Here is a 22,639-nt window from a genome sequence, read left to right as displayed (position 1 = left end):
GTAGCTATTGTATAATCTCTGCGCAAATTAGTTTTACACCACACGCCTCAATTGCCTTGCGTTTATCGTCAGCTAAGCCATTGTCGGTTATTAATGTGGTTACTATTTTCCACGGTAATTCTAAATTTGGTATTTTTCGGCCAATCTTGTCGGATTCAACCATTACGATTACTTCACGTGCCGCTTTTGCCATAACTTGGCTCAAACCCACCAGCTCATTAAAAGTGGTTGTGCCACGTTTTACATCTATGCCATCAGCACCAATAAATAGCTGATCGAAGTCGTAAGAGCATAATACATTTTCGGCAACTTGCCCCTGAAACGACTCAGAATGCGGGTCCCATGTTCCACCGGTCATCAAAAGTGTCGGCTCGTTTTCAAGTGATAGTAAACGACTCGCGACTTTAATGGCATTGGTCATAACAACTAACCCACGCTTATTTGCAAGCTCGGGGATCATCGCAGCAGTAGTGCGCCCGCTATCTATAATAATTCGGTTATGATCTTTTATGAGGGCGGCTGCAGCTTTAGCTATAGCCACTTTGCGCTTTGAATCTATTTCATCGCTAACAATCTCTTTAGGCAATGCAATAGCACCACCGTAACGGCGCAGCAATAAACCACTTTTTTCAAGCGCGGTTAGATCTTTTCGAATGGTTACTTCGGAGGTTTGAAACTGCTGTGCTAACTTTTCAACCACGACTTCACCTAGCTCATTAACTTGAACCAAGATATTGTGACGACGTTGCTGTGTGTTTCGTTTAGTCATAAATTAAGTTTCGTTTCGAAAGTTATTAGATTTTAAACGAAACAAGTTAAATGACAAGTGAATGAATGAAATTAAAGCAGCTTTAATCAAATAATAATAAAGGTAGAATGCCATAAGCTTTATTTTAAAAGAAACCACATGCAAGTATTTACTAGTTTAAACAAAGAATATTTAGCGCTGCGCAAACAAACTGGCGACACCTGCCGCCTATTTAATAAAAGTCCGAGCAAAGGCAACTTAAAACGTATTAGAGAGTTATTTTTGGAATGTGGTGAGGGCGTTATAATTGAAGCTGGTTTTCACTGCGATTACGGCAATCAGATCACTATTGGTGATCGTACTTTTATAAACATTAATTGCACTGTATTAGATGCACCAATTGATGAAGGTGCAATAACGATTGGCAGTGACTGCTTAATTGGCCCTAATGTTCAAATTTTAACTGTGTCCCACGCATTAAACCCAGCTCAGCGTTTAAATAAAGAAAACTTTGCAGCACCAATAACTATAGGTAATAACGTATGGATTGGCGCGGGAGCTATTATTTTAGCAGGTATTACCATTGGCGATAATAGCGTGATTGGTGCCGGCTCGGTGGTCACCAAAGACGTAACCGCTAATACCGTGGTTGCAGGAAATCCAGCACAAAAAATACGTAACATTTAATAGTCACACAATCTTTATGACGAAAAGTTAATACTGTGTTACTTTTAATTTAACATAAATGCAACCCGTACTTAGTGATGTTTCTAAATATCGTTTTTATTATATTTTTACTTTTTTCTTATCCGGTATCGGCAAGTGTTTGTGAGCAGGATAAATCGGTTGATATAACGAGTGACATTTTAACCTGCAAGCAAAAAATCAGTAAACTCAAGCCACACTCAACAGCATCATTTGAGGCTAAATTAGAATTAGCTGTACTGTACAGACAAGCTGGTGATTTAGCCTTAGCAAACTCCGAGCTTGAGCAACTACTTAGCCAAAGTTTAAGTATTTCACAGCAATATCATGTAACGCGACAACTCGGTATTAATGCATACAGACAAAGAGGTTATATTCAATCTCTTACTTATTTTCATAAAACACAAAAGCTTGCTACGCAGTTAAAAAACTTAAGTTATGAAGGTCAAACATCGAATGATCTTGCTAATGTATATCAAGCGCTTGGGGATTTAGACACCGCTTTAACTTTATTTTTAAACAGTTACGACATTGCTAAGCAATTAAACGACTTAAAACGCCAAGCAGTTACTTTAAATAATTTAGGTAATATATCGCGAGATATTAATCAATTAGATGATGCTATCGTGTCATTTCGACAAGCACATTTACTACATACACAACTTGGCAATCAAACAAAGGCAAACCATACGCTGATAAGCTTAGCTGAGGTGTTTTTTAAAAAGTTACAGTTTGATAAAGCTATAAATCTTATAAATTCAACGCTTACGCAGTTAAACAATAGTGGTGCACATACTCAAGCTTCACGCGCCTACTTACTACTCGCTGAAATCGCTTTAGCTCAAAATAAACTTAATGAGGCACATAAATGGCTAGCAACACAAAAACGTACCCGTAGCCTTATTCAAAATGACAAAGTCGACCAACGGGCGCTATTAATAGAGGCAAAGCTAAAACAACTAGAAGGTAATGACACTGAAGCACAAGTGTTATTAAAACAAGGGTTAGCCGAAAACCACAATCAAAACAGCCAACTAACAGAGTTATTTTACATCGCACTCGCTCAGTCACAACAGCAATCAAAACAATACCGTGATGCGCTAAGTACGCTTGAAGATTACAATACAATGTTACGCCAAAATCGAACTGATACGGCCAATCTATACCAGCTACGCTTGAAGCAAGCCGATATTCTCCCAAATAAGCCACAACATAATTATTTCACTCTTTATAATGTATTAGCAGTATTTAGTGCCTTTATGGCAGGAATGTTGCTCAGCTATAAATATTTAGCACAAATAAGCAAACCTCCAAATACAGTGAATAACGCCGCCCCCAACGAAGCTACCGACACAGAGCAAGACACTCGCCAATTAATTGTAGAAGTTATGACGCTATCGCTGAGCATTTGGGAACAAACAAGCTCAAAAACAAGAATTGAGCTAGCAGAAGAAAGTAAAATGTGGAAAGTAAACATTGATGATGGTCGGCTGCGGGTGCGTACATTAGAGCGCTATTTAGCGATTAAAACACTGCCTAAAAAACCACGCTGGCGTAATATAATAAAAACCGCACATTATGTTATTAACCACTGCAATGAAGAGCATGATGATTTACATAAACTAAAACAACAAATACAAAAGCTTGAAGTACTTGCTAAAGCCTCACCTCACTATTTAACTTGAACTCTGGTTAAGAGATTTACTAACGTATTGAATCATGGTGATATTTAAATTTATTTTCTCTAGCCAGAGATTTTCAATGAAAACAAGACGAATTTACGCGTCAATAGCTGGCCTATTGCAAGTAAATTCAACGCAGTTAGCGCTGAAAATAGCTGCTAGAGATAGATTTATTATCCAGAGTTCAGGTTACTTAACCTGAATCAGAATTAAAAAGCACAAGGTATCACTTATATCACCTCGTGCTAAGGTTTAGCTATTTTGCTGTATCACAGACATAACACGCTAATGTAACACCCATGTTGGCTTTAAATTTTTGATGATGTTCGTCCCCTTTAAATTCATAAGGGCCTTCAAAGCGAGTAAATATTTGCATATCTGGGTTTAATGTATTGTCAAAACGCATCATATTTGAGTGTAACGACTCACACATATTGTTTCCCATATCGTAAGCTAAACGCCAATCATCAAACTGACCACAATCTAACATCGGGCTTTCTCGACCTGATGCAGAAAGCCTTTTTTCCGTACACCCACTACTTGTATCACTTTTTAAAAATGAAAACGTTCCTGTCGATATTTTCATTGAAGCGAGGAACGTTGTTTGCTTTTTAGGGCAGTTTTGCGCATTAGCTTGCAGTTCTTCTTGCAGCATTTTTGCACTATGAGCATGTGCAAAGGTTGTTAGTAACAGACTTGATATTAAAATTGTATATTTCATTATATTTACCTCCATTTATTTACTTGATCCTGTTGTTGAGACTGTATTTACATATCTATTAAATACAAAATCAACTCAAAAAGTGTGCATCAAAGAGAGGTAAATCACACTTAAAATCATGGGGCAATTGGGTAAAAACGGGTAAATTTATTTTTAAGCTTTTGTATTTAAAAATATATATATTTATTCAATTCAAAAAATAATGCCCAGCATGTTTACACCCCCTTACTTTTCTCACTTTTACCAAACTCGCCCCCTGCTGACCCTGCTAATTCCTTTCGTGATGAAAATAAACAAGCAATATAAAAGGGCACATTATTTGTGCTTATTTATTATTTATGGAGGAATAAAAATGAAACGTACATTAATGACACCACTTGCTTTAGGTTCTCTTGTATATATGGCAATCATAAGTACCACTGCATTTGCAGGTACTGTTGAAAATACCAACCACCGTACTACCGCTTTAGAAAATGATTATGGTGCAATGGCACCTGCTCAAGTTAGCAAACAAACTTGGCAGACTATTTCAGCGTGGTCTACTGACTCGCTTTCTTTGCTTGATTTTATGGCTGAAAACGATGAAGAAGCGGTACTCAATCATTATATTGAAAAACTAACAGCAACTTATCAGGCCGAAGAAATCTTAAGCCAAATAAAAGAGATAGACGTAAATGCGCTTGATTTATGGTCTACGGTGCTTGCTGATCACTCACCAGAGGACAGCTATTACCTTGCGCGCTACCTTATACAATATAAGCCGGCTCTTTTTAAGCAATGGTTAACAATGCAAAAAATGGTTTCGTTAGCTGAGTTTGTCGAAATAAACAATCCACGGTTATTTGAAGCGTGGTTTGAAACTTACGCAGCTCCTAAGAAAAAAGGGCTCTCTGTTTTAAGCTATAACAAGGAAATGGATCCAACTACTTATAATGAAATTAAAGAGTTATTAAATAAAGATGCAAAGGGTGGTCCAAAGTCAGCCTGCGCCTGCCAAATGGTAGTGCCAAATACAGGCTCTGGTACTGTGGTAACAAATTACCCTTCAACCCCATCAGCCTCAACTGATACGTCTAGTGACAATAAAGGAATGTCTAAACACGGACTTAACTTTACCAGTACTGCTTACGGCGCATTTCATTCAGGCGATGGTGAGCGTTGGTCAAAACACAAAGCCTATGGCTACGACAACACAATAAGCCATAACTCTACTGAGTTTTCGGTAAAAATGCTGTGTGCCGATAAAGCGGGTTTTGATTGTAATCAAAGTAATTCATGTTCAGGAAACTTAGAAGTTAGAGGCACTTATGCCTCGCGTTTCCATGTAAAAGGGACTGCAAGACAAATTTGGTCAAAAGCCACTAATGCACACTCTGCCGATGGCGCAAAGTTTGCCGTTGATTTACCTGGTTCTGCCCCTGAGATTGTATTGTTTAATAAAGCCGGTGGTGCAGCAATGAGCTTTAACACTGGATGGGATATTAACTCGGTGCTGGGCACTATAAAAGCAGCTTTAGGTATTACTGCTGCAATAGTGAATGACAATGCCGGTAGCTTACTCGATGCGCAACTTGCCAGTGATTTAATTACTAATATTGTAGGCATAATTACCCGTTCGGGTAACGAAGCAAGCGTAAATTCGACGATGCGGGCTCGATTTGATTCATCTGACGTAAGTCCGTTTTTATTGCAACCTAACGAAGTTTATCACTTCACACTCGACTCAGAAGCCCATGTTAAAGCACGAGGTTATGGCGGTTATTCTGATAGTCATTTTGAGTTTGGTAGCTCTGGCGCTGTAATGTATGCCGCTAACCACTTTACTTGTGGCCCAAATGTAACAGCACCTATGCCTACAGGCTTATGGTTTTATGCCGATCAAGCCGGTCCTGATAGCGTCGCATCTCTTCGTAGTGATGTAGAAAATTGGCTATCTGTTCAGCTTAATCAATATGTTAATGCTTCGCAGTCGCAAGGAATTGTGTATTAAACACAGCGAGAAATTTATAAGGGGTAGGTGTTTCCTACCCTCTTTTGTACATTTAAAGCAAAGGAATTATTATGAAAAAACTACTCACGTTTTTTATCACTGCGCTTACGATAACCACCAGTATGCATTGTGCAGCAATAGCAAAACAATTCGATACAAGTACTCTACCAGTACTATTTTATGCAAACCAAGAAAGCTATTTAGCTCAAACACCTTGGTTTAATTTTACATACCTGCAACGTAAAATACAGCTACAAACTTGTAAAGAAGAAGCGTGTATTCAACGTTTACAATTTTTAGAACTCCAAGAAGGAGAGCAAAGCCATAAACAAAATAATGGCTCAGCTTTTTTAGGTAAAGCAGATAAAGTACACACATCAAATACCTATTCCAAACTCAGATTAGGCCAGAGTAATCACAATACATTGCATGTTAGCGGTAACCAACGGCGCATTCTTTTTTCTTTCGAGATCGCTGAAAAAGGCACACCATTACGGTTCAAATTTGAAGACGAACAAGATTCTCTAATCTCACAGGAACAACATGCCCTTGTTCGCTCGTCTAAGTCATGCATATCAAAGTGTGAAACAACATGGCAGGCATACAGTGTAGATAAGGAGGGTCAATACACTCCAATAACTTTCCACCAGCAGGCGCAAGATCAGTGGGTTGTTAAAGAATTAGATAACACTATTAGAATTGAATTAACCGCTTTATTTGGTCAATATTCGGCGCCTTTACATCAGTATCACAATGAAGAAACATCATTTTCTAGCTACCAAGTAAATAGTAATGCCATCATAAATACACTGAATCATGATCAACAAAATCAATATAATTTTGAGCATACTAAAGTAATTGGTTTGAGTGAAAATACATGGCTTTTGCAACAAGATAGTACTCTACAGCTGACTGATAATAATGCAAAAATTATAAAGTCTCGCGAGCTATCAACTTGGCACGTAAACAAATTTATAAGCAGCTATATATCAAAAAATCAGATTTATTTATTAGCACAAGTGAGTGATAAGTACCTAACTCCACCTTCAAAGCAAACCGTGATAGCCCAGTACCCTAAGAAAAAGCAAAATAGAATGCGCCCCGTAGTGCTCTATGAGTTCGATTTAGCGCTTAACTTAATATCTAGCACCACACTCTATTTACCAGAAAGTGAACTACCGTATGCACAAATAACACTTCAATCGTGGGGAGTATTAGTAGGTACAGGTGAAGCCGCAGCTGCATCGGTTAATCACACTTATCAAAGCAACCAATCATCTGCAAATATGGCAAACTGCCCGATGATAAATGACGGCTATGGTTATGGCTTATTATGTTGGAAAGCATTGAACAACCCAACTACAAATTATACACCTAGTGCAGCTAGTAGCATGATCCCAGTAACGGTTGTCGACAATACAACGCCAAACCTACTTAACCAACTGGAGGCAAACCAACATGGAACAATATTCGATAACAGCGGCACTCCTGTTGATCCTGGCGGCTCATGGACACATGAAAATAACGTTGCAATAAACAAAGAGGACTTAGGCCTATCAATTGCGATGTATAATGAACGTTGGAATTCTCCTGTTGCGGCAAATATTATTTTCCCCGCAGGTAGCTCTTCTCGTCCTGTTATGTTTAGAGCTGTAGAATATTCTGCAGCAAATACCAGCAACCTTCCACACAATGTGTGCAATCAGTTTGCTGCCAGTTCTGGCTACCCTGAATACCAAGCCGCTGATGCATGTATGACGCAAGCAAACTTTGGCCTATTTAGTTTAGAAAGTCTGAAATTTGATCGCTGGCAGGGCGGTATCTACCACCCCGACCAAAGCGTAAGTGGCAATGATAATAGCTGGTTTCCGTGGTTTACTAATTTTGTTGGCGACCCTCCTGTCGAAGACGTTTTTACAGCTGAAGCAGTCCATGAAATGGTGGCTCGTATGCGTATTAACGCTGCAAATATTGGAACTTTAATACAAGATTCATACATTGACGGGCATTTGTATACCCAAGCACATGTACCTGGGTATTACATTTCGTATCAATAAACTTTATGATAAAAAAGGGTTAGTGTATTCACTAACCCTTTTTTAATTCACGGAGCTTTATTTACTCATAACGTAAAGTAAGCGATGGCCGTGTGCTTGCAGCTTTAAATGCAAGGCTTGCAACCGTGAGCCAAGTAAAGAGTGCGACCACAAGCGCCGCAACGCCATATACCCAAATGGCTTGCTCAATACGGTCGTTAAAACCTTGCAACCAATTATCCATTAGCCAATAAGCTAGAGGCAAAGCAATTGCCGCCGCTGCGAACACCATGATTAAAAACTCACGGGCAAGTAGATTAACTAAACTTAAACGGGTTGCACCCAATACTTTTCGAATGGCTAATTGCTTTTGCTGACGTTTCGCTGCAAACGCTGCAAGTCCAAATAAACCTAAGCAACTTAAAAACATGGCCAGCACAGAGAAATTTCGAATGAGCACAAATAAGTCATGCTCGACGCGATAAACCTTGGCTAAGTCTTGCTGCATCAGGCTAAATTGTGGATCGGCGGTTAAATTAAACTGCTTTAAAAGCTGGCGTAACTGATTAAATAACTGAGGAAAGTTTGCTTGTTCGGTCCTTATCACTAATCGAACGGTTGATTGTGAGCTATACCCTGCTGAAAATGACACAGGTAGCCAATCATCTTTCGCCGAGCCGACTTTAATGTCTTTTACCACACCGACAATGGTTGCATTAATGTTGCGATAAAGCCCCTGAACTTGCAGACCTACCACCTCATCCACATTATCGTAACCAGCACGTTTTGCCATTTGTTCGGTAACCAAAATAGCCATTGCTTGAGGGTTGTCTTCGCCCTGCTGCGCCCCAGTATGCTCATTAGTAGAGTGCAACCAATCGCTCTGGAACTGTGGTGAAAAGTCTCTGCCTGCAAGTAGTGTCAAACCCAAGGTTTCAACGGCATGGAAACCTGTGCCTATGGTCGGTGGCAGTTCACTTTCCTCATAGCCGTTTGGCCATCGGAAATAAAAGCTTTCAAGAATACTGTCGGTTAAGTCTGTGTCAGTAGTAGTTATTTGCACTACACCGGGCAACGCTCGGATCTCATTGAGTATCGCATGTTCTTTTTCCATCAATTGCTTGCTACTTAAATCGTGTATCACAATGCGATCTGTCGCATCATAACCAAGCGATAAGTTTTGCAAGAACGTTAACTGTTGTAAGCTCACCATAGTACAAACAATTAAGGCCATTGCCATGGCTGCTTGAAATACTAACAGACCTTTACGCACCACCTGACCTGTTTGCAATTGCCCTGCAAGTAAACTTTTTAGCGGTGCGCGTGCGACACAAAAAGCCGGATAAGCACCAGATATAAAAGCCAATAAAAACACCACACCCAATACAGCTATCAATTGTGACCAACCCCAAACTAGCAGCAATGGGCGGTTTGCAAAGCCACTAAAACTTGGTAATAACATCTCAACCCAACACAACGCTAACACCGTAGCAAGGGTCACCATTAGCAAGGCTTCTAACAAAAATTGCAGTATTAATTGTCGCTTACTCGCCCCCAAGGTTTTGCGCATGGCAATTTCTTTGCTGCGATAAAGTAATTGCGATACCGCAATATTAATGTAATTGGCTGCAGCAATGGCGAGTAGTAACACGCTCAATATCAGGCTCAAGTTCACTAAAAAAGCCGACCCGCCAGGTTTAAATTCAAATGGCGAATGGGCTTTAAAGTACACCTCTCGCATCGGCACTAAACGATATTCAAGTTGGCTGTTCTTTATCTGATATTTTTCGATAAGACGACTAGCTAACTGCTTTTCTATGTCTTTTAAATCAGCTCCTTGCTGAGTTTTTAGATAAACATAACTCGATATATCATTATGTTCGGTGAAATCAACAGACACTAAAGCATGAAACAAAAAGTGGCTGTTATCGGGTAAATCATCAAAAACAGCACGCACAGTGACTCTTTTCTCGCCCATCAATAAGGTTTGTTCGAACGCATTGCTAACACTGCCGAATAACCTCGCAGCCTCACTAGCACTCAAGGCGATTTGATTGGGTTCTGAGAGCACTTGTTCAAGGTTGCCAGCCATCACATCTAGATGAATAAAATCACGTAAATTGGCCGATGCTCCATATAAATTACGCAACTTAAATACTTGCCCTGCAACATTAATATGATCAGTAAATAAATCACTATCGACCACATCTGCCAGCACCAATAAGTCGCTTACATCACTACGTGAAAACACTGTCTGCGCAATGCTTACAACGGTTAATGGAATCTCTTCTAAACCCGGTACCTTTACATCAACATGCAGACGATATACTTGCTGGTGATCGGGCTGCATTTCATCAAACGACAATTCATACTCTGCGAATAAAGCCACTAACAGAGCTGCGGCAAGACCAATACTTAACCCAGAGACACTCAATAACGAATAAAGCTTATGTTGCTTAAATACTCTAAATGCTGTTGTTACATGTGATATCAACATATCTAACCTATAAGATTTTGTTCTCACCCAAAAATGGCCTACCTGTTACTCCGATAGACCATGGTTTTGACTAATAAATTTTATTTACTCATAACGTAAAGTAAGCGATGGCCGTGTGCTTGCAGCTTTAAATGCAAGGCTTGCAACCGTGAGCCAAGTAATTACTGCAACACTAAGAGCTGCAATTAAATAAACCCACAGCGCTTGATCAACACGCTCATTAAAGTTAGCGAGCCAATCACCCACCAGCCAATAGGTTATTGGGTATGCAATGGCTACACTCACCAATACTAAAATTAAAAACTCTTTTGTCAGTAGGTTCATAATACTAATACGTGATGCGCCAAGTACTTTGCGTACCGCCACTTCTTTTTGGCGACGAATTGTGGCAAATGAAGCTAAACCAAATGTACCCAAGCAGGTTAAGAATACCGCAAGGCCCGTAAAAATAAGTACCACAAGAGAAACACGCTCATCAGCTTTTAAAACCGCTTTATAGTTTTCAGCTAGTAGGTTTATTTTTGGCTCATAAATATTAGACACCTCAGCCAAGGCTGCGATCACTTCTTGCTTTATAGCTGGGAGCTTTTGCAAATTAACTGTTAAAATCACTTCAGATACCGGTGCTAAATAGTTAAAGCCACATAAAAACATAATGTTAGAATTTGCATCTTGTGCATTACCAATTTTTACATCTTTTACAACACCGACAACCCGCATATCCACATTACGCCCTGTGTCTTTAATTGTTTGTCCAACAATATCAGCCACATTGCTATAACCAGCCTGCTTGGCAACGGTTTCTGTAATAATTGTACCAACCGTTGTAACCCCGTTTGCTCGCGTCGCCCAGTCTGAGGAAAACTCACGGCTAAAGTCTCTACCAGCAATGAGCGTAAGACCTAGCCCTTTTACGACATCAAAACCAGAACCTATCACAGGGGTTATTCCACCTGATGATTCTCCATTGGGCCAAGTTGGCTGTAATGTATTATTAATTGAAACGGTTAAACGGGTATCAATAATCGTTGCTTGCTCTACGCCATCAATAGCCGTCAAGCGATTAATGAGTGCGCTAGGCTGCTGCGTAAATACCGATTGCACTGGCAACTCTGAAACCACTAAGCGTTGCTGTGTTTGATAGCCTAAAGGAAGACTTTGTAAGTGAGATAATTGGTTTAATAACGTAATCGAGGCAATGATCAGGCCTATTGCCAGTGAAGCTTGTAGGGTTAATAAACTTTTACGCACCCAAGTAGCTGTACTGCCTCGTTGTAAATCGCCACTTAATACTCGTTTAGCGCTAAATGATGAGATAAACAATGCAGGGTACAAACCGGCAAGTATGCCTACAGCAATCACCACGCTCATAATACCCAAACCAAAGGCTGAAAAATAAATTACGACTAGCTCACGATCGACTAACTGATTAAAGCTCGGTAATAACAGCTCTACTAATACACATGCAGTAATCATCGACAATAACGCAACCAACATAGACTCAGCTAAAAATTGCGTTACTAACTGCCCTTTACTTGCGCCAAGTGCTTTACGCACCCCAACTTCTTTAGCACGCCTTGTGGACTGCGCCACCGTCATATTGATAAAGTTAAAGCCCGCAATTAAAATAAGCAACACACTCAAACCCGCACAAATCATTACGACTTGCTTTGCGCCACCCGCTTTCATTTCAAATGGTGATTTGGCTATTAAATGTAAGTCTAATAGTGGGTGAAATTCAATGGCAATTTGCCCCGCCATTTGCCCATTAAAGTATTGTTTAGAAAGTGTATCCGCAAGTGCGATTGGATCGGCCTGTGGCGCTAAACGCATATAAACGTAGCTACTATTCATCATAAGGTTGCTCGGGTCATGTTTTACATACACTAGGTTTTTAAATGCAAAGTGAGTATTGCTTGGTAAATCCGCAAACACCGCCCGTACAGTATATTGCCCTTGTTCGTGCTGTAGCGTATTACCAATAACATTCACAGAACCAAAAATACGCAGTGCTTCAGACTCACTCAATGCTAGGCTACCAGGTGTACTCATAGCATTTTTTAAATCGCCAGCCAATGTGTTCATATTGATAAAATTCTCAATATTTGGAGTTGCTCCATATAAATCGCTGAGCTTAAAACCCTGATCGCGATACTGTACGTCAACCATCGCCTCTCTAGTCATCGACACCATAGTCAAACCAAAGACTTCTTCCACTTGGCTATACTCGACTGCCTTCGCTCCTTGTGAATAATTGAAGATTGGGATCACAAATAAGCCCAACTTCGAGAAGTCTTGGCCTACGCGGTAAACACGTTCAGCATGTGGCTGCTGACTATCGTAAGACAGCTCATTTTGTGCGAACAACGCCACTAAAATAGCTGAAGCTAAGCCAATACTTAAACCTAATACATTTAAAATAAAATGTTGTTTTTGCTGTTTGAACGAACGCAGCGCTGTAATAAAGTAACTTACAAACATGCTATGCAACCTCCACCGTTTGTTGTACGTTATTTGCTTTATCAAGCATCACTTGGCCATCAAGTAGGCGTACTAAACGATCTGCGTAATTACCCTCTTTATCAGAGTGCGTAACCATAATTACCGTGGTGCCTTCTTTATTTAATTCGCGGAGCATTGCCATTACTTCATCACCATTTTTTGAGTCTAAATTACCCGTTGGCTCATCAGCTAAAATTAGCTTAGGGTTAATCACCAAAGCTCGCGCTACTGCCACTCGCTGCTGCTGACCACCCGATAACTGTTGCGGTAAATGATCGCCTCGATGATCAATACCCACTCGCTTTAAAATGGTTTCAACACGCTCTTTACGCTCACTTTTTGAAATTTTTTGATATTGCAAAGGCAGCTCTACATTTTGATAAACTGTCAATTCATCAATTAAGTTAAAGCTCTGAAATACAAAACCAATCGAGGCTTTACGTAACTCTGCTAATTGTTTTTCGCTATAACCTGCAATGTCAGTACCTGCAAACTCAAAGCTTCCACTTGTTGGCGAATCTAACATGCCTAAAATAGATAATAAGGTTGATTTACCACAGCCAGATGGGCCCATAATTGCTAAAAAATCACCTTCTTTTACGGTTAGAGTAATATTGCTTAGTGCAGCTGTTTCAACATCTTGAGTACGAAATACACGGCTTAAATTAGTTAGTTTAATCATTATTGTTATCCTTAAAATTGTAGTTGTTGTGCTTTTTCGAAGTTGCTGTAGCTAGAGGTAATTACTTGATCCCCTGCTTTTAGCCCTTCAAGCACTTCAAAATAATGTTGATTTTTTTTACCTAAACGAATATCACGGCGCAGTGCTTTATCACTACCTTGCTCAATTACGTAAACCCAATTACCACCCGAGTTTGTGAAAAATGCGCCTCGATTAAGCAATAAGGCATTGTTTTTGTTGTTGCCAAGCATCAACTCAAGGTCAATACTTTGGCCACGCTTAATACTTTTAATGTTACTTGGTAAATCCACTTCGATTTGAAATTGAGACTGCTGTACGCGGCTATCAATTTTGCTCACTTTGGCAGTAATCACGTCATCATCAAGTTCAATCATCACGGCCATATCGCGCTGAACTTGATTTAAATAAAACTCATCAAGACGCACCACTAATTTGTACTCGTTAGGAATATCTATTTGTCCGAGGCGTGCGCCGCTGCTTTTTGATTCACCAATTTCTACATCAAGCTCGCTTAAATAACCTGATACCGGTGCTTTTACTAATAAGTTATCGAGGTTTCGACGAGCAAATTGAAGGTTTTTCTCGAGCATTTTAGCGCTGTCTGACAGCTGTGCAACTTGCACTTCACGTATTGATTTTTCTTGCTTTTGACGCTCAAGCGTTAGCTCTTTGCGAGCATGGTAATAACTTAAATCTTCCTCAAGTTCTGCTAATTTATCTTGCGCCAACACCCCACTTTTAACTAATGGTTTAGTTTGTTTTAAACGGCGTGTTAAATGCGTAATCTTTAACTCTATTTCTAATAAGTCGCGGCGTAAATTTAAGCGGCTAGTTTCCATAGTCATTTGCGTATTACGTAAAAAATTAAGCTGCTCTGTTACTTGAGCCTCACGGCCCATAACATCAAGTTGCAAGTTAGTATTACTCAAGCGCACCAAGGGCTGGCCTGCTTCTACAAATTCGCCTTGTTCTACCAAGCGCTCCTCAACTTGGCCACCGGCGATAGTATCAAGATAAATACTGGTTTTTGGCACCACTTGACCACGTAAGCTTAAGGCATCTTTAAATGCACCTTGTTTAACTGTGCTAACGGTGAGACTACTGCGCTCAACATGTTGGCTACGACCTGTATCGCTAGTTTGCGTAAAACCATACGCAGCCGCCGCAACACCTAAGGCCATCGTTGCAAAGATGAATTTTTTTAAATACTTTTGAGTAAATGAGCGCTCTATTTTCTTATCCATGTTGCCGCCTTAATACAGGTTTAATTTAACTAATTACCTATTGCTATTACAAAGCGTATGCCAACTTTAATTATTCTTTAATTACAACAGCTTGAATAACACTTTATACAGATAGATACTTTAAGTGTCCGTTTATAGAACACTTTTTATTTTAATAAGCGTCCATTTATGGACACTATTCCTTTTTTGTTTTAGGCTAAATAAAACTCTATAAAAATAAAAACCATGAAACACACAGGCTCAGTTTTAATTGTTGACGACAATCCCGATATTCTCATTGCAGCACGCTTGCTATTAAAGCAACACTATCAAAGCGTCAAAACTACTGATAATCCCTTTGATATTGCTGGCATTATTAGCAAGCAACGAGAAAGCGATCAGCCCATTGACGTGATTTTATTGGATATGAACTTTAGCCAAGATTCGATTAGCGGCAAAGAAGGGTTTTATTGGCTCAAAAAAATCATTGAGCAAGACGCTAATATTGTGGTGCTACTGATGACCGCTTACAGTGATATTCAGCTTGCGGTGGATGCCATTAAAGCAGGTGCGTCTGATTTTATTGCTAAACCTTGGCAAAATGTGCAATTACTTGGCGCGGTTGCTGCTGCATTCTCGCACGCAAAAGACAAACAACAGGTTGGTAAACTTACTCGCCAAAAGCAGGGACTTAATCAGGCATTAAACACGCCATCATTTGAGTTTTTAGGGCAAAGCGCAGCAATGCAGAAAGTATTTAATACCATAGAAAAAGCCGCGCAAACCGACGCAAATATATTAATCACTGGCGAAAGTGGCACAGGTAAAGAGCTCACCGCTCACGCAATTCATCAAGCAAGTATGCGCAGCGAACACACCTTTTTGAGCTTAGATATGGGCGCAGTGGCGCAAAACCTATTTGAAAGTGAGTTATTCGGCCATAAAAAAGGCGCGTTTACTGACGCTAAAGCTGATCGAATTGGTAAATTTGAACTTGCCCAAGGCGGCAGTTTATTTTTAGATGAGTTAGGTAACTTACCTCTTGAACATCAAGCTAAGTTACTCTCCGCATTGCAAAACCGCCAAGTAACTCCGATCGGCAGCAGTAAAATAGTTGATATTGATATTCGCCTCATTTGTGCCACTAACGATAACCTTGAGCAAGCCGTCGTTGATGGTCGCTTTCGTCAAGACTTACTGTATCGTATTAATACTGTTGAAATTCGCCTACCCGCTTTACGCGAGCGCAGTGACGACATTCCATTACTAGTAGATTATTACCTAAATCATTTTTCACAAAAATACAAACGCGACTTAACCATTGCAGCAGATGATATGACATCACTTTGCCAATACTCATGGCCGGGTAATGTACGTGAGCTAGCCCACTCAATAGAGCGTGCGGTAATATTAAGTGAAGGCGAAAATCTTGATGTGAGTTCAGTGGTTGGCGCTACCGCTAACAACAATAATAATGCGAATAATACAGCCGTTAATAGCAATAGTTCATACGATACTTTTGATTTAGAGGCACTTGAACAACGCACAGTTCGAGCTGCCCTTACTCATCATCAAGGTAATGTAAGCCACGCTGCCAAAGCGCTTGGTTTAACGCGCGGTGCTATGTATCGTCGCCTTGAAAAGTATGGATTATAAACATGCGACCTTACTTTTTTCTCGGGTTTAACCTAGTCGCATTAAGCAGCTGCAGTGCATTACTGTGCTACTTACTTATTAATAAAGGTTTCTCGGCAACATTATTGTTAGTCGTCTTGGTTGGTGTTGCGTTGAGCGCCCATATTTTCACACTATTTACTCGCCAACAAAAACAAGCTGAAATAGTTATTCGCGCACTCGCTAATGGCGATAGTACGTTAGGCCTTAGCCAGTATCACCCAATGCGCCAGCAGTTCGATCAAGTAAAAGCACAAATGCAAACCGCACGCTTTAATGCCGAGCAACAAGCTCAGTTTTTACAAGCATTACTAATTCATGTCGATTTGGCTGTATTGGTGTCTGATAACAGTGGCCAAGTGATTGAATCAAACCCCGCTGTAAGTAAGCTTTTAGGTAAAAACATTAAGCACTTGAGTGAATTGGGCGCTGTGGGTGATCTTCTTTTAAAAGCCGAGCGAAACGTACGTAATACCCTGCATTGGCAAACAGGTGAACAGCAAGATACATTATCAATTGCACTCAGTATCGCCGAAATTCAAGGTAAAGTTCGCCGCGTTGTCAGCATACAGTCTATTCACGACCAATTGCAGTTAAAAGAGCAGCAGGCTTATAAGCGCTTAACTAAAGTGCTAACTCACGAAATAGCGAATTCTATAACGCCACTTTCATCACTCGCTAACACGTGCACCACTTTATTACCACAAACGCTGTGCTTTGATGAGCTTGAAGATAAGCAAGACTTGCAGCTAGCACTCACTACACTTGCGTCTCGCACTGAGCATTTAGGCGATTTTATAGCACGCTTTCGCCAAGTTAGTAGCTTACCTACACCTAAATTAGCGCCTTATAATTTAGCTAGTGTGCTCACACAAATAGTTGCATTACATCAGCGGCAAGCATTTAGCCAAGGCACTACTTTTGAGCTTAATCTTAATACCCAACAATTAGTGATGCTCGACAACGGCCAAATAGAACAAGTACTGGTTAACTTAGTAAAAAATGCACTCGAAGTACTCGCCACAAGCCACCAACATAACGCGAAAAATCCTAATAAAACACCAATGATTCAACTCACCCTCGCGCAAAATCACGCACAACAGCTTTACATTGAAGTCAGCGATAACGGACCTGGTATTGCTGAACATGTTATCGACATGGTATTTGTGCCCTTTTTTACTACCAAACAACAAGGCTCGGGTATTGGTTTGAGCTTGTCGCGGCAAATTATGCTCAACCACGGCGGTGATTTGGTTTATGTACAAAAACCACAAGGGGCATGTTTTAGGTGTGTGTTTGGGTAACACACATCAATATACAGTAGTAATCTAGTGACACTAATTTATCTTGCGTGTTATCTTTACCTTAATTAAGATCGAACACAAACGAATGAGACATTTGATGAGTACTCCTAGAGATTTTCATAATTCATTTTTAGATACAGCTAAACGCGATGATATATTAAATTACTATGTTAATCGTGCTCCTGATGATGCTCACGACAGTGTTGAAGATATGAAACAGGCTATCGAATGGGAAGATACACCTGGCTGTTACTTATTCTCTGGACTTAGAGGTGCAGGTAAAACCACTGAACTCCAGCGTTTATTAGCTGATCTCAAAGTAAAAAACATACCGGCTTTTTACTGTAGTGCAGACTCTTTTTTAGATTTAAATGAGCCTGCAATTACTCAAACTGAATTAATTTTCACTGCATTAGCAGGCTTATCTCACGCCGTTAAAAAAGCATATGGTGATGACTTCCTTACTGAAACAATTTGGGAGCGCACAAAAAAAGCAATGGACTCAAAAGTAGAGCTAAAACCTAAACTAAAAGCAGCAGGGGCTGAGGTTGAGTTCTCTCTAGAGGAAAATGTAACTTTTAAACAAGAATTAATAAAATTTGCTAATAGCTCAAATAAGTTTTTTCAAGAGGCCATCAAGTTTGCAAACGATGTCGCTGCATCAGTTAAACAATATACCAATCAAGATAAAGTTGTTCTTGTTGTTGATTCATTAGAAAGACTGTCTGCACCTAACGGTCAAGAAAACGTATTATTTGAATCCCTTAAAGACTTATTTTTTAACTCTCCTGCCCGATTATCTTTTGAAAATATTACCGTCATTTATACTGTTCCCCCGTATATTCATGCTGTACTTCCTAGCATTGATCAATTTTATTCTGGGAGCTTTTCGTTGCCTAATTTTAAAGTTATGCAAACACCTAAAAAAGAAAAGCCAATTGAGAAAAACCCAGAAGGTATAGCAAAAATGGTGTGTGTCGTAGAAAAACGCTTTCCTGAGTGGGAAAACTATATTTCAAAGCCCGTGATAGAGGAGTTTGCATGGCTATGCGGTGGTAACGTTCGTCGGATGTTTGCTTTAATACGCCATACCACTAAAAAAGCAGTACTTGGTAAAGTCAATTTTCCTGTAAATAGAGTTAATAGCACTCCTGTTAAGCAGGCAATTTTAGAAGAAACTAAAAATGTTCAATGGTTAAATGCACAAGATAGAAAATGGTTAATTCATTGCAGAGAGCACAGCGGTAACCTAGCACAATATATAAATGACCTTGCCAGCGACTTACCACCAATTATTCGTTTATTTGACCATTCATTAGTTTTAAATTATCAAAATGGTAGTATTTGGTACCAAGTTCCTCCAATTATGAACGACTACTTTGATGCACAATCATGATTTTGAGGCCATCTGGTCAGAGTTAAAACTCACACTTGAGTGGCACGAAGACTTCTCTCTTTTTTTTGTATTTGTTGAAAATACTCAAGCGAGTTTTGCCCTTAAGCAGCGGCTAGATGACTTTATGCGCAGTCACAGTAAACCGTTACGCCGTATAAAACCAAAAACTCAAACAGATTTACCAAATAAAGTTATTGATGAAATTTTTGACGCTAACGCAGGCCATTCTCCCGTTTGGATAGCGCTAACACAAGTAGATCAAGAAGGGATTTGGAATACGCTAAGAGCCAAAACCTTAGCAACTTTAAATAAACGCCGTTCGCAGTTGGAAGATATTGTAAAGAGCCCTATTTTCATTGAGCTACCTTATAAATGTGCAGCTAATGTTGTCACTTGGGCGCCTGATATCTGGAGTGTTCGCCAACAAATAATTGAACTACCTTTTAACATTCAATTAAATACTAAGCTGTCACAAACTGAAGCTGAAACTTCACATGAGCCGCTATTATCATCAGTGCAACTTGATGAAGCTATCTACCAAACTAGAGCCAAGATAGAACAATTGCAAAGTACGGTTACAAACCAAGGAAGAAGGCATTTGAGTATCGCCTTAGATAGATTAGGTGACTTACTAAGTAATATTGGCCAATTACCTGAAGCCAAAGCCGCATACACGCAAAGCTTAGCAATTCGCCAACAACTGCAAACGAGCCTTGGTGACTCACCACAAGTATTACGAGACCTGTCTATCTCGTTTGATAAGATAGGCAACATTGAGCTGCAACTCGGGGATTTACCCGCAGCCAAGGCCGCGTATATGCAAAGCTTAGCAATTTGCCAACAACTGCAAACAAGCCTTGGTGACTCACCACAAGTATTACGGGACCTGTCTGTCTCGTTTGATAAGGTGGGCGACATTGAGCTGCAACTCGGGGATGTACCCGCCGCCAAAGCAGCCTATATGCAAAGCTTAGCAATTCGCCAACAATTGCAAAAAAGCCTTGGTGACTCACCAAAAGTATTACGAGGCCTGTCTGTCTCGTTTGATAAGATTGGTAATATTGAGCAAGAACTTGGTAATTTACCCGCAGCCAAAGCTGCGTATACGCAAGGTTTAACTATTTGCCAACAACTGCACACCAGCCTTGGTGACTCACCACCAGTATTGCGGGACCTGTCTGTCTCGTTTGATAATCTTGGCAACATTGAGCAGCAACTCGGGGATTTACCCTCAGCCAAGGCCGCGTATACGCAAAGCTTACAGCTCGACAGGCAACTTCAAACTAATTTGGGGGATACAGTAACAGTGCTTAGAGATCTCACTATATCCTTAAATAAGGTGGCAGAAATAGAACAACAACTAGGTAACTTAATCTCATCCACACACCTACACACTCAATCAGACGAAATAGCAGATAAATTAAAAACTTTATAATCATCAAGTTACCTTAACTCGTCGCTATAATGAGCAGTTTAAAGCATGCTTAAATTTAGCCCCACCTCACATTCCCTATGTTAAGCTAACCGGCTTTTAGCTAGCTGCATTTATATTACGGAGTAGTTTTTACGTGTTTTTAAATCGATATATCGGCATTTTGCCACTGATTTTTATTTTATCTGGCTGTGAGACAACACCAGAACAACCAGCCCCTAAAACAATTATTAAAGCCAATCCTGTTGTTAATCAACAAAGTAAAGCAATTGAACAAATCGCGCCTTTAAGTCCTAAAGAGCTGGATGATGTTTGGCAACGTATTCGCGCGCAGCTAAGCTTTACTAATTCAAGCCACCCCGCTGTGAACAAGCGTATTGCTTGGTACTTATCTCATCCTAATTATATGGATGAAATTAGCCGCCGCGCTACACCCTATCTTTATCATATAGTGACTGAAATAGAAAAACGAGATTTACCAATAGAGCTGGCATTAATGCCACTTATTGAAAGCGATTTTGATGCAAGCGCCTATTCTCATAAACATGCGTCTGGCCTGTGGCAGCTAACGCCCTCTATTGCTAAATATTTTAAAGTAAAAATTTCACCTTGGTATGACGGTAGACAAGACGTGATAGACAGTACCCGTGCAGCATTGGATTTTATGGAGTATTTATACAAACGTTTCGATGGCGATTGGTATCATGCTATTGCGGCTTATAATTTAGGTGAAGGCCGCGTTTTAAGAGCAATTAAAAACAATAAAAGGCAGGGTAAGCCAACCGATTTCTTCAGCTTAAAACTACCTAAACAAACAAGTCAATATGTCCCTAAGTTACTTGCTGCTGCCCAACTACTCAAAAGCCAAAAAATGGTATTTCCTGCGATAGCAAATAAGAATACCATTGCGGTAATACCAGTTTCGGGATCCGTTATCATAGATAACAAAGAGAAGTGGCAACAACTCGAGTCATTAAATTACGGTGTGATCCGCTTTCCAGCAGTTATTGATGCGCCTCATATCGTTGTTCTTGCCGATGAGCAAATAGAGTTTAAAGCAATGCTCGCAAATCAAAAAAGTAATGATTACAGTCAATGGCAACACTACACTATTCAATCTGGCGACAGCCTCAGCGTCATAGCTAAACGCCATGCAATAACAGTTAATCAGCTAAAGGCCTTTAACAATCTAAAAAGCAATCGTATTCGCGCAGGGAAAAAGCTGATACTCCCTATACTTGCAGATCAAGAAATCGAGCATAAAGTTAAATCAGGCGAAAGCTTATGGAAAATCGCTAAGTATTACAAAGTCAGTATTAATAAACTAAAACAATGGAATAACCTTTCAAGTGACCATTTAAAAATAGGTAAAAAACTTACTGTATTCTTATCTAATAGCTAACTACTTGGCTGATTATTAAATATATGGGCTGATGACTTTATCAGCCCATATATCCTTCAAAAAATGGTTTGATTATTTATCAATCATACCAATATCATTTATTAAGTGATTCGGTTTATCCATTTTTAAAATACATACATTCAAAACTGCAACATTTGAGCAAAACACATTTAATGCTCTACATACTTGCCCCACACAATACATAAGTTGTGACTGCAGGACCTCGAGTGAGTAATGTTCGCTATTCCCTTATATTTCAATTTTCTGCAGACGTAAAAAAAGCCCGAATCGCTAGATTCGGGCTTTCTACAATGTGAAGTCGGTGCGCTACGCAATAGGATGTCATAGTGCCCACAGCGGTGGAGAGTCACAGTGAAATGCTACACTATCATTGTGTCAGGGCGGCCTCCCGTGAGGCTCGCCTTCGAGCTGTTTTGTTTCACTACTGAGTTCGGCATGGGCTCTGGCTACCGCTTTTATTTTCACTTTTCTGCAGACGTAAAAAAGCCCGACTATTTCTAGTCGGGCTCTCTACAATTTGAAGCCCGGTAATGTCTTAGTGCCCACAGCGGTAGAAAGTCACATAACAAATGCTACACTATCATCGGTCGAAGCTTTGACTTC

At 39.9% G+C, this 22,639-nt stretch carries 15 protein-coding genes; 9 read left to right on the top strand and 6 right to left on the bottom strand.

Annotated features, from left to right (window positions below):
- Positions 1–4: 4 nt before the first annotated feature.
- Positions 5–769: a DeoR/GlpR family DNA-binding transcription regulator gene (locus tag NRL14_RS10105; RefSeq protein WP_008136027.1), complete on the bottom strand. Its 765-nt coding sequence runs from the start codon at positions 767–769 to the stop codon at positions 5–7.
- Positions 770–907: 138 nt separating this feature from the next.
- On the opposite strand from NRL14_RS10105, the gene NRL14_RS10100 reads away from it, so the two are divergent.
- Complete coding sequence (locus tag NRL14_RS10100) at positions 908–1,435, top strand: sugar O-acetyltransferase (protein WP_306724573.1); 528 nt, start codon at positions 908–910, stop codon at positions 1,433–1,435.
- Positions 1,436–1,512: 77 nt separating this feature from the next.
- Complete coding sequence (locus tag NRL14_RS10095) at positions 1,513–3,138, top strand: tetratricopeptide repeat protein (protein ID WP_306724572.1); 1,626 nt, start codon at positions 1,513–1,515, stop codon at positions 3,136–3,138.
- Between the two features lie 253 nt (positions 3,139–3,391).
- Here the strand turns inward: NRL14_RS10095 and NRL14_RS10090 are convergent, their stop codons facing one another.
- Positions 3,392–3,856 carry a hypothetical protein gene (locus tag NRL14_RS10090; protein WP_096794019.1) on the bottom strand — a complete coding sequence of 155 codons (465 nt, stop codon included), beginning with the start codon at positions 3,854–3,856 and terminating at the stop codon, positions 3,392–3,394.
- 352 nt (positions 3,857–4,208) lie between these two features.
- On the opposite strand from NRL14_RS10090, the gene NRL14_RS10085 reads away from it, so the two are divergent.
- Together NRL14_RS10085 and NRL14_RS10080 are read left to right on the top strand one after the other, a co-directional pair.
- Entirely contained in the window at positions 4,209–5,846 is a 1,638-nt protein-coding gene (locus NRL14_RS10085; RefSeq protein ID WP_306724571.1) for a hypothetical protein, read from the top strand.
- Positions 5,847–5,917: 71 nt separating this feature from the next.
- Entirely contained in the window at positions 5,918–7,903 is a 1,986-nt protein-coding gene (locus tag NRL14_RS10080; RefSeq protein WP_306724570.1) for a hypothetical protein, read from the top strand.
- A gap of 61 nt (positions 7,904–7,964) precedes the next feature.
- On the opposite strand, the gene NRL14_RS10075 is transcribed toward NRL14_RS10080, so the two are convergent.
- From NRL14_RS10075 to NRL14_RS10060, 4 genes are all read right to left on the bottom strand, one after another.
- A complete protein-coding gene (locus tag NRL14_RS10075; protein ID WP_306724569.1) occupies positions 7,965–10,379 on the bottom strand; it encodes an ABC transporter permease in 2,415 nt (804 codons plus the stop codon).
- A gap of 84 nt (positions 10,380–10,463) precedes the next feature.
- The gene (locus NRL14_RS10070) at positions 10,464–12,860 is read right to left on the bottom strand and encodes an ABC transporter permease (protein ID WP_306724568.1); all 2,397 of its coding nucleotides are present in this window, start codon (positions 12,858–12,860) and stop codon (positions 10,464–10,466) included.
- 1 nt (position 12,861) lies between these two features.
- The gene (locus tag NRL14_RS10065) at positions 12,862–13,563 is read right to left on the bottom strand and encodes an ABC transporter ATP-binding protein (protein WP_007377361.1); all 702 of its coding nucleotides are present in this window, start codon (positions 13,561–13,563) and stop codon (positions 12,862–12,864) included.
- Positions 13,564–13,574: 11 nt separating this feature from the next.
- On the bottom strand, positions 13,575–14,828 hold the full coding sequence (locus NRL14_RS10060) for an efflux RND transporter periplasmic adaptor subunit (RefSeq protein ID WP_306724567.1): 1,254 nt from the start codon (positions 14,826–14,828) through the stop codon (positions 13,575–13,577).
- Between the two features lie 225 nt (positions 14,829–15,053).
- On the opposite strand from NRL14_RS10060, the gene NRL14_RS10055 reads away from it, so the two are divergent.
- The 5 genes from NRL14_RS10055 to NRL14_RS10035 all read left to right on the top strand — a co-directional run bounded on the left by NRL14_RS10055 (position 15,054) and on the right by NRL14_RS10035 (position 22,015).
- Positions 15,054–16,463: a sigma-54 dependent transcriptional regulator gene (locus tag NRL14_RS10055; RefSeq protein WP_306724566.1), complete on the top strand. Its 1,410-nt coding sequence runs from the start codon at positions 15,054–15,056 to the stop codon at positions 16,461–16,463.
- 2 nt (positions 16,464–16,465) lie between these two features.
- Entirely contained in the window at positions 16,466–17,785 is a 1,320-nt protein-coding gene (locus NRL14_RS10050) for a PAS domain-containing sensor histidine kinase (RefSeq protein WP_306724565.1), read from the top strand.
- Between the two features lie 97 nt (positions 17,786–17,882).
- Entirely contained in the window at positions 17,883–19,181 is a 1,299-nt protein-coding gene (locus tag NRL14_RS10045; protein WP_033030507.1) for an NTPase, read from the top strand.
- On the top strand, positions 19,168–20,616 hold the full coding sequence (locus NRL14_RS10040; protein WP_306724564.1) for a tetratricopeptide repeat protein: 1,449 nt from the start codon (positions 19,168–19,170) through the stop codon (positions 20,614–20,616). The genes NRL14_RS10045 and NRL14_RS10040 overlap by 14 nt, the downstream gene beginning before the upstream one ends.
- 133 nt (positions 20,617–20,749) lie before the next feature.
- Positions 20,750–22,015: a LysM peptidoglycan-binding domain-containing protein gene (locus NRL14_RS10035; protein WP_149605306.1), complete on the top strand. Its 1,266-nt coding sequence runs from the start codon at positions 20,750–20,752 to the stop codon at positions 22,013–22,015.
- Positions 22,016–22,639: the final 624 nt, after the last annotated feature.

Origin of the sequence: Pseudoalteromonas sp. 20-92 (assembly GCF_030847595.1) — a bacterium.
Taxonomy (GTDB): Bacteria; Pseudomonadota; Gammaproteobacteria; order Enterobacterales; family Alteromonadaceae; genus Pseudoalteromonas; species Pseudoalteromonas fuliginea.
The sequence above is the reverse complement of the archived record's forward strand: the minus strand, read 5'-3'. Positions and strand labels throughout refer to the sequence as shown.

Coding starts and splice junctions, on each gene's coding strand:
- NRL14_RS10100 (WP_306724573.1), top strand. CDS start 908: ATGCAAGTATTTACTAGTTTAAACAAAGAATATTTAGCGCTGCGCAAA.
- NRL14_RS10040 (WP_306724564.1), top strand. CDS start 19,168: ATGCACAATCATGATTTTGAGGCCATCTGGTCAGAGTTAAAACTCACA.
- NRL14_RS10095 (WP_306724572.1), top strand. CDS start 1,513: ATGTTTCTAAATATCGTTTTTATTATATTTTTACTTTTTTCTTATCCG.
- NRL14_RS10080 (WP_306724570.1), top strand. CDS start 5,918: ATGAAAAAACTACTCACGTTTTTTATCACTGCGCTTACGATAACCACC.
- NRL14_RS10085 (WP_306724571.1), top strand. CDS start 4,209: ATGAAACGTACATTAATGACACCACTTGCTTTAGGTTCTCTTGTATAT.
- NRL14_RS10060 (WP_306724567.1), bottom strand. CDS start 14,828: ATGGATAAGAAAATAGAGCGCTCATTTACTCAAAAGTATTTAAAAAAA.
- NRL14_RS10090 (WP_096794019.1), bottom strand. CDS start 3,856: ATGAAATATACAATTTTAATATCAAGTCTGTTACTAACAACCTTTGCA.
- NRL14_RS10075 (WP_306724569.1), bottom strand. CDS start 10,379: ATGTTGATATCACATGTAACAACAGCATTTAGAGTATTTAAGCAACAT.
- NRL14_RS10105 (WP_008136027.1), bottom strand. CDS start 769: ATGACTAAACGAAACACACAGCAACGTCGTCACAATATCTTGGTTCAA.
- NRL14_RS10065 (WP_007377361.1), bottom strand. CDS start 13,563: ATGATTAAACTAACTAATTTAAGCCGTGTATTTCGTACTCAAGATGTT.
- NRL14_RS10070 (WP_306724568.1), bottom strand. CDS start 12,860: ATGTTTGTAAGTTACTTTATTACAGCGCTGCGTTCGTTCAAACAGCAA.
- NRL14_RS10055 (WP_306724566.1), top strand. CDS start 15,054: ATGAAACACACAGGCTCAGTTTTAATTGTTGACGACAATCCCGATATT.
- NRL14_RS10045 (WP_033030507.1), top strand. CDS start 17,883: ATGAGTACTCCTAGAGATTTTCATAATTCATTTTTAGATACAGCTAAA.
- NRL14_RS10050 (WP_306724565.1), top strand. CDS start 16,466: ATGCGACCTTACTTTTTTCTCGGGTTTAACCTAGTCGCATTAAGCAGC.